Source organism: Mucilaginibacter humi (assembly GCF_013087555.1).
This window is the reverse complement of the sequence record NZ_JABFCR010000045.1, coordinates 1-11,650: the sequence shown is the minus strand read 5'-3', so window position 1 is coordinate 11,650 and position 11,650 is coordinate 1. Positions and strand designations below refer to the sequence as shown.

The following is an 11,650-nucleotide window of genomic DNA, read 5'->3' as shown; positions in this document are numbered from 1 at the left end:
AATATTAAGAAAATATGTTAACTCATAGTATTGTATTATCTACAATATTTTTAATATCCTGTTTGATCTGCTGGTAGCATTGATAAACTTCCTCCGGATCGACATTCCTGATCGCAGGTATTGGCCGGTAAGATTCTTCTTCGCGTCGCAGGGCATCGTGGTCATTTTGGATGGCGTTATGAAAAGTCTTCAACTCAATCTTATTATCCGGATCATCCGCCACCATACCGACAAATTCACCTGAAGAAAGACCGGAAATTTTGGAGGCGGGTATCGCGTAATCCAATTGCGTTGATTTGCTGACAGAGGTATCCTGGCTATTGATGGAAACACTTTCCTTTTCCTGATTGATCTTGCCAAATCTTTCGGACAACTGTTTGGCAGTGTCGCCGGTAACCTGACCGCAAACGATATTTCCTACAATATTCATGATCACCTCAGCCTGATCACGCCCATAATCCTTTTTCAACTGGCTGTAATCCTGAACCGCCAATGTCACAGCTACTTTATTGCTTCTCGCGGTCGCAATCAGGTTATCAATTCCGTTAAAATAGATCGTGGGAAATTCATCGAAGATCATACTGCATTTCTGCTGGTTCTTGCGGTTCACCAACTTGTTTATCCGGTTGATGTATAGTGAAAGCACAGCGCCATAAACCTGGGATTTTTGCGGGTTGTTAGCCAGGCATACGATCTTCGGTTCTTCGGGATTATTAATGTCAAGGGTGAAATCGTTACCGCTCAGTACATAATATAATTGCGGTGATGATAGACGGGCCAGGCTGATCTTGGCACTGGCTACCTGCCCTTCTAACTGTTCATAAGCTTCATTTTCCCGTGCGGATACAAACGGATTGATCAATACTTCTATTTCAGGTTCCTGTAACAAGACCGTAAAGAGTTCCTTATAATCCAGCTGCGCCAGTTCAATAACATGCGGCAGGGTACAATATCTGCCGCCCTCATACTTCTTCAGAAACCACATGATCGCGGTTACAAAGTTGATCGGCGATTCCACAAAAAAAATCGCCCTGTTTTTTTATCCATTCCCGGTTAAGCCCCAGCATGATGGTCCGGCTTGAATCTATCGCATCGGTAATATCGGTCATGGTGTGTGGTTCGAGGGGATTTGACCGGTGCATGATCTGCTCCGGTTGATCACATACTGCGTTGGCCTGACCTTGTACAAATGACCATATCTTAAGAGCGCATTATAAACTATCTTCGTGAGATCATCGTATTTGAAATCATAGACCAGCATGGTAAAGCACTTTTGAATATGCTGGGTAATGATGTGCCTGATCACAAAGTAAGACTTACCCGAACCGGGGCTACCGCCGATCAAGGTACCCCTGAAGGGATTGATAATATTGATCCAGCTTTTCCGGCTCTTGCCTTTCAGGTTATAGACTGCCGGTAAATTGATGGAGTATTCGTTTTCCAAAAGACGCTCTTCCCGGGGAAAGGATTCATTTTCGCGGTTGAAAATATCCTTCCCTAATGTTAGCTTCAACATCCTGAAAAGCAGGCTTACCCCTGAAAGCAGCAACAGGTAACCGGTGACGGTTACAATAATATATAAGGTAGCTACGGTAAGTGCCGGATAGGCTAAATTCAGGAAATAACCACTTATGAAGTAAAGCAGCAGACCCGTAAGGCAATAGGTTAAAACCGTCCTGCTCCTGATATTTTCATCCTTCTTCCCTCTGCTGCCGACCAGCGACACCCCGAGTAAAATCAGCACCAATATTTTCGCATAAAGCGTTTTTCTAAACACGGTCATCTTTGACAGGGGCAATAACACATGGTCAACAATTGACCTGCTCCAACCGAGCTGCCGGAAGGCCGGATAACAGCTTAAATAAAAATGCACGATCAAAACCCCTATACTTAATAACCTTGGTAAAATCAATGATCTTACGTAAGGCTTGTTCATTTTCACCTGTTTGCATGATGGTAAAATTTAAAGTGAGTGTCCTTTTCTTTTTTCTTCCGTTTCCTTTGCTGTAATCTTCCGAGCGCGGACATATCCTGTTGTTCTTCTTTAAACAACATATCCACTAACGATTCTTCGTTACCGTTTGAATGTCCTGCACCTGAGAGATTATCAGCGGACTTGTAAGCCGGGATAACCCTGCTTCTCTCATTTCCGAGCTGCTGACCCGGGGTAGTCGTTTCGGATTTAAACCAGCCGGCAAGTGCGGCTGCGCTATAGGCTTTGCCTAAGTCGCTGCCATTAAATACCGCTTTTGAGTAATGGTCAACGAAGGTTATACCGTACAAACGGCCCTCCTCATTCTGCCGGAATATTACCTGAATATCTTCCCCGGTTAGCTGTTTTTGAAAGGCAGACCTGGCTATGGGTGATACCAGTGCTTTGTCAATTTCCGTTTTTAACCGTTCCTTTAATGGCTTGCGGAGCAGCTCATTTAACCTGAAACGATCTTCCAATGCCTTCAAAGTCGGCTTACCGTAAATGCTGCTGGCCTTAATGGGCACGCCAACCTTATTGCCTTTTTCATCCAAAGCCCAATAAACCAGGCCGTTTTTTTCATACATCCTCGAATCCTTAGACCCGCGGTCAGCGGTAATATTATACTGATTAAGGACCGCATTGAGTTCGGGAATGCTGGTAAACTTGTAAGCCCCGACCACCGGGTCAGTACGTTCGTCATCGCCCTTTTAAGTTCCGACTTGCCATAAGTAACCTGCTCCAACGGTTTGCCGATAAACTTTTGCTGCCTGCCCCGGTCCTCCGCTTTTACCAAACCGTAGGTTAATTCCACTTGTTTTCGTGCCGCTTCAGAAGTGCGGTTAGCCAGCAAGTGAAAGCTGATACGCCGGCCATCCGGCTCAATATTGGTGGTCACTACATGCAGATGCGGGTGCCCTGCATCAAAGTGCTGATATACCAAATAAGGTTGTTTACCAAACCCTAACCCTTCCATGTAGTCATCCGCAATTTGCTGTAGGGTGTTCACTTCCAAATTTTCGCTAACGGCAAAATTTAAGGAAACATGCAAAGTGTTAACCCGGGTGCGCTCATTGCGCTTCGCCAAATCGGTCAGCCGTTGCAACTTTTCACTGAACGTCAGGTTGACAGGATCTTTAAGATAGCCTTGCGCTAAGATTAGCTCTGCCTTGCCCAGCCGCACCTTGTGTTCATTGTAGTTTATTGCACCGCTGATACTTCTTCCGGTTTTGATTTTTGCGACCATAATTCCGAGAAATTTTGCATCCGGTCCCTGATCTGGCTGACTGCCGGATCCACCTTACTGCCGATTATCGAAAGCAGATTTAACCATAGTCGATTATCCGCATTTCCGTGTGCGCTATTGATCTGACGAACTGCCTGGTTAAGATTATTTCCAATGGCGTTCAATTCCTTTCGGAGCAATGCGAGTTCTTCCAGCATCTCATCCATCGACTTATCGCGGTAATTTACCGTGATCGGTTTTTCGAGCAAAACGCTTCTGATATACTCGCTTAATTTCCGAAACCTTGTTTTTTTAAAGCGGGTGTCAAGCACCTTAAATTCATCCGGTTTAAACCTGGTCGTGACTTTCCTTAACCGGTTTTCTGTTTCATTTTCCATTTCACTATTCCTTTAAAAATCCGACTTCGGAGGATTTTTCCCATGCCCCCGAACTGACTTCGGAAGGGAGGGCAAGATCCGTTTGTCGGACAAACGTTTATCTTGCTGATTGCTATAAAGAGGCGATCTCCTCCTTCAGGACATCCTAATATGCCCGCATTCCATCAATTCAGTTTCCTTATGATTTCTTTAATTGGTTATCTAAATAGCACCTCAAAGCTTCGATACTGATATCCTTCAGGGAAATATCGAACTCTACCCCGTATGACTTCATCCGCTTTAAAAGCCCCTTCGGAATCCATACGTTTAGCTGGGCTTCCTTTTCCTTAAGGGCGACAATTTGCCTGACCGGATGGACTTCCTGAATAGGCGCTTTAGGGGTTTCTTTTTTCAGTTTATCTGCTAAACCGCCCAGCTTATCTTTATAATCTGTCATCGTTAATGTCTTTTTATTAAATAGCTAATTAGCTAATGAATGAACCCTGCATAATTATGTATTTATGTAATTATGCACTGATGCGGTTGACGATCTCCTCGGCCGGGGAAGTGATTTCTTCCTTTGCCTTGGCGTCAGTTCCCTGAAGCACTCCCGCAGTCATTGATGACCTTGCTATACTTACCCGGTCATGTATCCTGGTCTGTAAAAGCGGGGTTTCCGGGCTTTCTAAAAGCACACGTACCTCGTTGGTTAACCCCGTACGGGGCTTGATCATGTTCATCACTATACCAGCCTTAATACCCGGTTGTCTTTCCTGCGCATTTTTCACCGGGCGATGGTTGAACGGATGGCCATTACATCAAAAAAGCCTGCTTTTGTAGGGATCAGTATAAAATCCGAAAGGCCGAACAGTTCCGGCAGTTTATTCGACAGATAAGGCGGTGTGTCTACTATGATCAGGTCATAGTTTAATTCTTTAATTTCGTGTAGCTGCTCATTACCTAATACCGTAAGGCCGAGTAACTCGTCTTTAATATGATAAAGACTGCCCTGTAAATCGATATCCACCAAAGCCACGTTTAACTGATCCTGAAAACAAACCGCCAGGTTCATCGCCGGTACTTTTTCCGACGCCACCTTTTTGGTGGGCCACTGTGATTATCTTTCCCATGGTCTGTAATTCTAAATTGTTATCAATACATAAAGCTGTAAATCGTTAAATACATATTTCCTTAATTACAGGCTTCCATAAATATGTAATGCTGTAAGTCTGTAATTCTACAAATGCAGATTTCTTTAATTGCATAATTCTATAGTTACATATTGCTGTAATTACATAATCCGGTAGTCAGGTATCAGGGAAGGCAATTCGTTTGGCTTCCTGCCGTTCCAGCAATTTTTTTGCTGAACGGCATTGTAGATCCAGTCTGTTGCCAAAACTTTCCAGTTCTTCTGCGGCTTACCGGTGATTGTCTTCCATTGCCGGTTTTCGTAGTGCCGGTAAAATTCCTGTACATCCGAGAGTAACATATTCTGTTGCAGGAAATAAATAGCCACATGCTCAACCAGCGGCGGGATATGGCAACCCATTCCTAAGTCCGAAAATGCAGTCAGGTTGTCCGCATCAATTTTGATGGCATCTTCATTATGAAGAATCCTGCGCTTAGCCCTCCGCTTCAGCATAACTTAAAACTTAATGATGGTTGCCGTTTCCATCAACCCATCTATTTTATCCGCATCGTAATAGGTAACCTTCCCTAATTTGGTAAAGGGTATTTTACCGTTATCGCGTAAGGACTGCAGTTTGCCATGAGATATATTGAGCATTTTTCTCACTTCCATCGCCTTCAGCCATTTTTTTCTGGTATTGCTCACCTGATCTTTCAGTATCGATCGGATATCGGCAACTAACTGGTCTTTAAATACCATCAGGTCGCCTACTGTGATTAATTGATCGCGGAATACCTTCCCACTTTTATCAAAATTTGCCATGACTTTTTCCATAACCAATGTTTTAGTCAGACAAAATTGAATAGGAATAAAAAGAGTTTTTCATACCTGGTACAGGAGGTAGGTGTTTTTTTTTTTTGAAAAGATTTTTGATATTAAGTTTATCTATCGTAATATTGCAATATAATTATATGGGCTTAACGAAGACAGAAATATTCACCGAAGAACAGAACCGGTTAGCGGTCATGCTGAAAGCCATCGCACACCCTGCCCGTATCGCCATTTTACAGGAGATCATCAAATCGAATACCTGTATCTGCGGCGACCTGGTAGATGAGTTGGGTTTGGCGCAACCGACTATTTCGCAACATTTGAAAGAATTGAAGAATGCCGGACTGATACAAGGCACCATTGAGGGCGTTAGCGTTTGCTACTGCATCAACCCGCCGGTTTGGAATGAACTACGTGAACAACTAAGTGGTTTCTTTGCAGCTTATGATCTGAAAGACACCTGCTGTTAAAAAAAAATTTAAACAAATCAATCGCAATATTGCAATAATACAATAACCATATAGCCATGAATAAATCAGAAGCGATCAACTGGAAAACCTTTAAAGATACTTTATTAGCGCATCCTGACCTTGACCTGCAATTCCAATATGCAGAAGGAAAGTTGGTAGATGCCGCTTATCATATCACCGAAATCAAACAAGCGCCGATCACTTCGGTAGACTGCGGTGGCGTGATGAATGCCGGACAGAGATCATCGTTCAGTTATGGGTGCCGGAAGGTGAGCAACAGGAACGCTCGATGAAGGTGGGCAAAGCTTTATCCATTATCAACATCGTAGAAAAAATGCTGCCGCTTAACCCCAACGGTACGGTAAAGATCGAGTTCGGTAATTCTGAATTTGATACCCGCCAGATGTTCCCCAATGAGATGATTGTGGATGGCAATGCCTTAACCGTTGACCTGCGCCCTGACGCGGTACAATGTAAGGCACAAACCCGTGGCGGCAGTTGTGGCACCAACGATAACGGCGAGGAATGTTGCGCACCAGTAGCCGAAAAGCCGAAAGTACAATTAGTGAACCTGGCTGCACCTGCCGAAGCCTGCTGCACACCGGGCGGAGGCTGCTGCTAAAAAATACAATTATGATTATCGACCGGGCCAGATTTTATAGAGAACAAGTGATCAAGTTACTGGCAGCCGAGAGGCTTCCGTTAACCCACCTGTCCGAAACACTGGAAAGCGAACAGGTTATCTAATCTTTTTGCTCGTATCTATCGTTAAATAGCAATAAACCAATTAAACCATAAAACTTATAGTCATGAAACACTTATCCTTACTTTTCATAGCAGGCTTACTGGTTGTAAGCTCAGCTTTTGCACCTGCCGCCGATCCGGTTTACCCTGAACTGGCAGCAACTTTTAAAGCACTTAAAAAAGTAATCCCATCAGCAGTAGCCGCGAAGAAGTACTCAGCGGCGTCCAGCAATTGGGTATTGTGACCAAAGGCAAAAAACTACCGGTAATCGTTGAGTTAGTCGGCAATGACGGCTTTAGCGCTCAAGTGGCTAAGGCTGTACTGAAAACAGCGCTGGCTTCTTACGGCATCAACGATGTTAAGCTGTTCCTCATAGGAACTTCGACCTCTGCGAAGGTTGCACCGGCATTGGCGAAGCTTGGCTTTAAAGTAAATAATGAGGAAGCGAAATACAATGACCAGGGGCGGCTCGGTAACTTTTGAAACCTCGCCGTCCAATCCGCAGGCGATCCATATATTGGTGCAGGAGGACGCAGCGACCTTGCTGGCCAGCCCGGATAAGTTCGCAGTGAAATTGAAATATCAGGCCATGCCTGCAGGTGCATCCGATGAGCAGTACGACGCACAAGCTAAACTGATCACAGCGGAAATGCTTTTTGCCGCTACAAAATTCAAAGAAAACTGGAAGTAGTTAATACTCAATTCACATTAAAACACGATATACGCAATAAATTATGTCAGCAAACAACTGTGCCCCGGTGGCCGAACGCAAAAAACTAAGCTTCCTTGATAGCTACCTAACCCTTTGGATATTCCCCGGCGATGGCTATTGGTGTGGGCATCGGTTACTTTATTCCTTCATCATCCGGATTTATCAATTCCTTTTCCAGCGGGACAACCAATATCCCTTTGGCTATCGGCCTGATCCTGATGATGTACCCACCATTAGCAAAAGTAAAATACGAGAACATGGGTGAGGTATTTAAGGATACTAAAGTATTGAGCGCTTCGCTCATCCTCAACTGGATCATTGGGCCGGTATTGATGTTCGTTTTAGCTATCACACTGTTACGTGACCATCCTGCCTATATGGTTGGCCTGATATTGATCGGCCCGGCCCGCTGTATCGCGATGGTCGTCGTGTGGAACGAACTGGCTGAGGGCAACCGGGAATATGCTGCGGGGCTTATTGCGCTGAACAGTATCTTCCAGGTGTTATTATACAGCGTATATGCTTACCTGTTTATTACTGTACTTCCGCCGTTATTCGGGCTGAAAGGATTAGCGGTCGATATCACGATTGGTGAGATCGCTAAAAGTGTCGGCATTTATTTGGGCATACCGTTCGCAGCAGGGGTCATCAGTCGTTATACACTGATCAAAATCAAAGGAGAGGAATGGTTCCAAAATAAATATGTTCCGTTCATTTCACCTGTTACTTTAATCGCGCTATTATTTACGATTGTCGTAATGTTTAGCCTGAAGGGTAATCTGATCGTGCAGATACCTTTTGATGTATTGCGTATTGCTATACCCTTGGTGATCTATTTTACCATCATGTTCGTACTGAGCTTTTTTATAGGCAAGTCATTTGGTGCCGATTATTCAAGGTCAACATCCATCGCTTTTACCGCAACAGGAAATAACTTTGAATTGGCCATAGCAGTAGCTATAGGCGTATTCGGTATCAACTCCGGTGAAGCTTTTGCCGGGGTGATCGGCCCGTTGGTGGAAGTACCTGCCTTGATAGCCTTGGTCAACCTGGCCTTTTACTTCCGTAAGAAATATTATACCCCTAAAACGTTAACTGCTGTAGAATAATGAAGATCGCACTTTTTTCAGATATACATGCCAACTTACCGGCGCTCGAGGCTTTTTTGCCGGCGTTGAATTACAAAAGCCCGATGCCATTTATTGTCTCGGCGACCTGGTAGGTTATAACATCTGGCCCAATGAAGTTATTGATGAGATCCGTAAAAGAAATATTCCCTGCATCACGGGCAATTACGACTTTGGCATAGGCCGCCATAGTGATGATTGCGGCTGCGCCTATAAAACGGACGAGGAAAAGGCTTTAGGTAAAGTATCCATCGCTTATACCAATGAGATCGTAAAAGATGAGCAGCGGGCTTATTTGCGCACCTTACCGGCGCATATCCGTTTAGAGTTCCAGTTAAACCATGATAAATTGAATGTGCTGTTTGTCCACGGCAGTCCCCGCAAAGTAAATGAATACTTGTTTGAAGACCGGGACGAGAAAAGTATGCTGCGTATTATGGAAGGGGCCGATGCGGATGTACTGTGTTTCGGCCATACGCACCAGCCCTATCACCGCATCCTGCCCACAGCGATCACCGAAGACACCCACTACCGTCATGCGATCAATATCGGTTCGGTAGGAAAGCCCAAAGATAAAGACCCCCGGGGCGGTTATGTTTTATTGCATATCAATGAAAACAGCTCGATCAAAGATAAAGACAGCGTTCAGGCCGAGTTTATCCGCTTTGCGTATGATGTGGAAAAAGCGGCCAAAGCCGTGGAGGACAGCCCGCTTCCGAATGAATACGCAGCTATGTTAAGGAACGGCTAATGAGGATCGCATTATTTTCTGATGTCCATGCCAATCTTCCGGCATTCGAAGCGTTCCCCGGCTGACCTGGATGACCGCAAACCGGATGCGGTTTATTGCCCGGGTGACCTGATCGGGTACAACATCTGGCCAAATGAGATCATCGCGGAAGTTCGCAGGCGTGGTATCGCAACGCTGGCTGGTAACCATGACCTGAAAACTCAAGGCTACGCCTATGAGTTAGTCTCGGATGATAACAGGTCATACCTTAGCCAGTTGCCGGCACATATCACACTGGAATACCAACTTAACAACGATCATCTGAATATTGTCCTGGCGCATGGCAGTACCCGCAGTATCGACGAATACGTGCTGGAAGACCGGAGGAAAGCTACGTACTGGACATGATGAACGAAGCCAAAGCCGATGTACTATGTGTTGGCCATTCCCACAAGCCGTACCACCGGGTGCTGAACGATGACAGCAGCTATAAACAGGTGATCAATATCGGTTCGGTCGGCAAACCGAAAGATGGCAACCCGATGGGCTGTTATGCGCTGTTGACTATCGATGAGCATAGTTCGCGTGAAAGCAGGGACAGTATATCCGTTGAATTTATCCGGTTCAGCTACGATATTGAAAAAGCGGCCAAAGCGGTTGAAGACAGCCCCTTACCGGATGAACTGGCCGACAGATTACGAAAAGCCTATTAAATCATACCCTATGAACGTTCCAGAAAACCTGCTGTATTCCAAAGAACATACTTGGCTGCAAATTGACGGGCAGACCGGTACCATCGGCATCACCGATTTTGCGCAAAGCGAATTGGGTGAGATCGTTTACGTAGACCTACCGAGTGTTGGCCAGTCCTTTAAGGCCGACGCCGTATTCGGCTCCATTGAGGCTGTGAAGACCACCAGCGACCTGTTCATGCCTGTTACCGGCAAGGTGATTGAAATTAACCTCCGCTTTGGTAAAAGAGCCGGAATTAGTGAATAGCGATCCCTTTGCTGAAGCCGGATGATCAGGATCGAAATTACCGACCCCGCAGAAACGAATCTGTTACTTGGTGCTGAGCAATATAGCGCGATAACGACCGGGTAATCCCATAAAAAGCCCCTTGCCGGATGGCAAGGGGCTCTCTTCTTAAGCTTGGTTATTTACAGCAGCTCGACAGATCTGCACATTTTTCCTTAGTGCACTTCTGACCCTTAGGGCAACTGGTACAGGTAGCCTGTTTAGCTTTTGCTTTTTTAACAGGAACTTTAACATTGGCCATTAACGAGGTAGCCGCGAATAATATCGCCAGCATACTTAAACTTATCTTTTTCATCTGATTTTAAATTTAAATGTTAAATAATTGAATAATACAACGGTTTAGGTTGTTCGGGCATTATTTAACAGGCTTTCGGCGGTTTCCAGTCGACTTTATGGTAAGCGGATAGATCACCGATCTTATAAATAGGGACTGGTTTCTGAAGAAGCAATGAATAGCGGGCCTGCAATCTCAATTGCCCTACAGGTACAAAACCGCAAATGCTGCATGAAAAAGCATATTACAGCCAGGCTTCTCACAGCCGTCTCTTTGATCTTTTACCGGCTTGTGATGACAGGCAGATTTCCCGGCACTTTTTTACAGCAATCCATTTTAGCCGCTACAGGTACTGCACTCCCTGATCCCGGAAACGAGGAAAGGAAAAGCATACAACCAATAAGCAGGAGGGCCAAAAATTTCATTGATCAAATATCATTATTTTCTCGGCATATAGATAATAATGCAGGCACCGATCACAGCGATCAATGCACCGATCACATCCCATTTATCAGGTTTGAAGCCATCCACATTCCAGGCCCATATTAAAGCCATGATGATAAATATACCTCCGTAGGCTGCGTAAACCCGCCCGAAGTCTGCCGTTTGCCAGGTAGCTACTACGCCGTACAGCACTAAGACGATCCCGCCAGCGATGCCCCACCAAAAGGGTTTATCGTTCTTTAACCATTGCCAGATCAGATAGCCGCCGCCGATCTCGCAAATACCCGCCAGGATAAAAAGTAAAAATGATTTTATCCACGTCATGCGTTATAGCCCAATTTCATTGTGTATAAATGTTTTAATGCCATCAGCACCGGATATATCCAATAGGATATACTGATCCCCTGACACAAACATATTGAAATTAAAGAAATCGCAGCATTCCCTTTCTGTCTTTATAAAATTGGCCAGCAGATCAATGGTGGCATCCGTATTGCTGAACTTATAAGAGAAGCCATCGCTTAGCTCAACTTTTTCCAAGATAATATTTTTTAGTTGTGCGATCACGGTTCTTTT

General features: G+C 44.8%; 19 protein-coding genes and 3 pseudogenes. 10 read left to right on the top strand and 12 right to left on the bottom strand.

From position 1 onward, the window contains the following. Positions 1-22 precede the first annotated feature (22 nt). From mobC to HK413_RS10080, 9 genes and pseudogenes are all read right to left on the bottom strand, one after another. A pseudogene (gene mobC, locus HK413_RS22235) lies at positions 23-1,952 on the bottom strand (conjugal transfer protein MobC). Then, complete coding sequence (locus HK413_RS10110) at positions 1,939-2,460, bottom strand: hypothetical protein (protein ID WP_175270090.1); 522 nt, start codon at positions 2,458-2,460, stop codon at positions 1,939-1,941. Before HK413_RS10110 ends, mobC begins: the two are co-directional and overlap by 14 nt. Beyond that, positions 2,457-3,218 carry a relaxase/mobilization nuclease domain-containing protein gene (locus HK413_RS10105; protein ID WP_175270089.1) on the bottom strand — a complete coding sequence of 254 codons (762 nt, stop codon included), beginning with the start codon at positions 3,216-3,218 and terminating at the stop codon, positions 2,457-2,459. Before HK413_RS10105 ends, HK413_RS10110 begins: the two co-directional genes overlap by 4 nt. Continuing rightward, the gene (locus tag HK413_RS10100) at positions 3,173-3,595 is read right to left on the bottom strand and encodes a plasmid mobilization protein (RefSeq protein ID WP_175270088.1); all 423 of its coding nucleotides are present in this window, start codon (positions 3,593-3,595) and stop codon (positions 3,173-3,175) included. Before HK413_RS10100 ends, HK413_RS10105 begins: the two co-directional genes overlap by 46 nt. A 178-nt stretch (positions 3,596-3,773) precedes the next feature. After that, positions 3,774-4,031, bottom strand: a complete 258-nt coding sequence (locus tag HK413_RS10095; RefSeq protein WP_175270087.1) for a hypothetical protein — start codon at positions 4,029-4,031, stop codon at positions 3,774-3,776. 70 nt (positions 4,032-4,101) lie between these two features. After that, positions 4,102-4,362 carry a ParA family protein gene (locus tag HK413_RS15340; RefSeq protein ID WP_217452221.1) on the bottom strand — a complete coding sequence of 87 codons (261 nt, stop codon included), beginning with the start codon at positions 4,360-4,362 and terminating at the stop codon, positions 4,102-4,104. Continuing rightward, positions 4,359-4,670 carry a ParA family protein gene (locus HK413_RS15335; RefSeq protein WP_217452220.1) on the bottom strand — a complete coding sequence of 104 codons (312 nt, stop codon included), beginning with the start codon at positions 4,668-4,670 and terminating at the stop codon, positions 4,359-4,361. The genes HK413_RS15340 and HK413_RS15335 overlap by 4 nt, the downstream gene beginning before the upstream one ends. A 195-nt stretch (positions 4,671-4,865) precedes the next feature. Then, a complete protein-coding gene (locus HK413_RS10085; RefSeq protein ID WP_175270086.1) occupies positions 4,866-5,216 on the bottom strand; it encodes a hypothetical protein in 351 nt (116 codons plus the stop codon). Positions 5,217-5,219: 3 nt separating this feature from the next. Then, complete coding sequence (locus HK413_RS10080; RefSeq protein ID WP_217452219.1) at positions 5,220-5,537, bottom strand: helix-turn-helix domain-containing protein; 318 nt, start codon at positions 5,535-5,537, stop codon at positions 5,220-5,222. 137 nt (positions 5,538-5,674) lie between these two features. Here HK413_RS10080 and HK413_RS10075 point away from each other — a divergent pair, with 137 nt between their 5' ends. From HK413_RS10075 to HK413_RS10035, 10 genes and pseudogenes are all read left to right on the top strand, one after another. Beyond that, complete coding sequence (locus tag HK413_RS10075) at positions 5,675-6,004, top strand: ArsR/SmtB family transcription factor (RefSeq protein ID WP_175270106.1); 330 nt, start codon at positions 5,675-5,677, stop codon at positions 6,002-6,004. A gap of 56 nt (positions 6,005-6,060) precedes the next feature. Then, positions 6,061-6,626, top strand: a pseudogene (locus HK413_RS22230) (DUF6428 family protein). Positions 6,627-6,813: 187 nt separating this feature from the next. Beyond that, positions 6,814-6,993 carry a hypothetical protein gene (locus tag HK413_RS10065; RefSeq protein ID WP_175270085.1) on the top strand — a complete coding sequence of 60 codons (180 nt, stop codon included), beginning with the start codon at positions 6,814-6,816 and terminating at the stop codon, positions 6,991-6,993. After that, the gene (locus tag HK413_RS10060; RefSeq protein WP_175270084.1) at positions 6,981-7,232 is read left to right on the top strand and encodes a hypothetical protein; all 252 of its coding nucleotides are present in this window, start codon (positions 6,981-6,983) and stop codon (positions 7,230-7,232) included. The genes HK413_RS10065 and HK413_RS10060 overlap by 13 nt, the downstream gene beginning before the upstream one ends. After that, positions 7,204-7,440: a hypothetical protein gene (locus HK413_RS10055; RefSeq protein WP_175270083.1), complete on the top strand. Its 237-nt coding sequence runs from the start codon at positions 7,204-7,206 to the stop codon at positions 7,438-7,440. The genes HK413_RS10060 and HK413_RS10055 overlap by 29 nt, the downstream gene beginning before the upstream one ends. 43 nt (positions 7,441-7,483) lie before the next feature. Next, positions 7,484-8,570 (top strand): annotated as a pseudogene (gene arsB, locus HK413_RS10050) (ACR3 family arsenite efflux transporter). Between the two features lie 88 nt (positions 8,571-8,658). Further along, on the top strand, positions 8,659-9,339 hold the full coding sequence (locus HK413_RS10045; protein ID WP_317169464.1) for a metallophosphoesterase family protein: 681 nt from the start codon (positions 8,659-8,661) through the stop codon (positions 9,337-9,339). A gap of 27 nt (positions 9,340-9,366) precedes the next feature. Further along, the gene (locus tag HK413_RS17865) at positions 9,367-9,726 is read left to right on the top strand and encodes a metallophosphoesterase family protein (protein WP_246230232.1); all 360 of its coding nucleotides are present in this window, start codon (positions 9,367-9,369) and stop codon (positions 9,724-9,726) included. Then, positions 9,723-10,031, top strand: coding sequence for a metallophosphoesterase family protein (locus HK413_RS17860; protein ID WP_246230230.1), 309 nt, complete (start codon positions 9,723-9,725; stop codon positions 10,029-10,031). The genes HK413_RS17865 and HK413_RS17860 overlap by 4 nt, the downstream gene beginning before the upstream one ends. A 10-nt stretch (positions 10,032-10,041) precedes the next feature. Further along, positions 10,042-10,317, top strand: coding sequence for a glycine cleavage system protein H (locus tag HK413_RS10035; protein WP_317169459.1), 276 nt, complete (start codon positions 10,042-10,044; stop codon positions 10,315-10,317). Between the two features lie 157 nt (positions 10,318-10,474). Here HK413_RS10035 and HK413_RS10030 read toward each other — a convergent pair whose 3' ends face one another. From HK413_RS10030 to HK413_RS10020, 3 genes are all read right to left on the bottom strand, one after another. Beyond that, the gene (locus HK413_RS10030; protein WP_175270082.1) at positions 10,475-10,651 is read right to left on the bottom strand and encodes a hypothetical protein; all 177 of its coding nucleotides are present in this window, start codon (positions 10,649-10,651) and stop codon (positions 10,475-10,477) included. Between the two features lie 417 nt (positions 10,652-11,068). Next, positions 11,069-11,398 carry a YnfA family protein gene (locus tag HK413_RS10025; protein ID WP_175270081.1) on the bottom strand — a complete coding sequence of 110 codons (330 nt, stop codon included), beginning with the start codon at positions 11,396-11,398 and terminating at the stop codon, positions 11,069-11,071. 3 nt (positions 11,399-11,401) lie between these two features. Next, a partial coding sequence (locus HK413_RS10020; protein ID WP_217452218.1) for a hypothetical protein occupies positions 11,402-11,650 on the bottom strand: 249 nt, incomplete at its 5' end.

What these genes read in the sequence shown, in the direction of transcription:
- HK413_RS10105 (WP_175270089.1), bottom strand. Translation starts at nt 3,218, where the DNA reads ATGGTCGCAAAAATCAAAACCGGAAGAAGTATCAGCGGTGCAATAAAC.
- HK413_RS10100 (WP_175270088.1), bottom strand. Translation starts at nt 3,595, where the DNA reads ATGGAAAATGAAACAGAAAACCGGTTAAGGAAAGTCACGACCAGGTTT.
- HK413_RS10095 (WP_175270087.1), bottom strand. Translation starts at nt 4,031, where the DNA reads ATGACAGATTATAAAGATAAGCTGGGCGGTTTAGCAGATAAACTGAAA.
- HK413_RS10085 (WP_175270086.1), bottom strand. Translation starts at nt 5,216, where the DNA reads ATGCTGAAGCGGAGGGCTAAGCGCAGGATTCTTCATAATGAAGATGCC.
- HK413_RS10080 (WP_217452219.1), bottom strand. Translation starts at nt 5,537, where the DNA reads ATGGAAAAAGTCATGGCAAATTTTGATAAAAGTGGGAAGGTATTCCGC.
- HK413_RS10075 (WP_175270106.1), top strand. Translation starts at nt 5,675, where the DNA reads ATGGGCTTAACGAAGACAGAAATATTCACCGAAGAACAGAACCGGTTA.
- HK413_RS10065 (WP_175270085.1), top strand. Translation starts at nt 6,814, where the DNA reads ATGAAACACTTATCCTTACTTTTCATAGCAGGCTTACTGGTTGTAAGC.
- HK413_RS10055 (WP_175270083.1), top strand. Translation starts at nt 7,204, where the DNA reads ATGACCAGGGGCGGCTCGGTAACTTTTGAAACCTCGCCGTCCAATCCG.
- HK413_RS17865 (WP_246230232.1), top strand. Translation starts at nt 9,367, where the DNA reads ATGCCAATCTTCCGGCATTCGAAGCGTTCCCCGGCTGACCTGGATGAC.
- HK413_RS17860 (WP_246230230.1), top strand. Translation starts at nt 9,723, where the DNA reads ATGATGAACGAAGCCAAAGCCGATGTACTATGTGTTGGCCATTCCCAC.
- HK413_RS10035 (WP_317169459.1), top strand. Translation starts at nt 10,042, where the DNA reads ATGAACGTTCCAGAAAACCTGCTGTATTCCAAAGAACATACTTGGCTG.
- HK413_RS10030 (WP_175270082.1), bottom strand. Translation starts at nt 10,651, where the DNA reads ATGAAAAAGATAAGTTTAAGTATGCTGGCGATATTATTCGCGGCTACC.
- HK413_RS10025 (WP_175270081.1), bottom strand. Translation starts at nt 11,398, where the DNA reads ATGACGTGGATAAAATCATTTTTACTTTTTATCCTGGCGGGTATTTGC.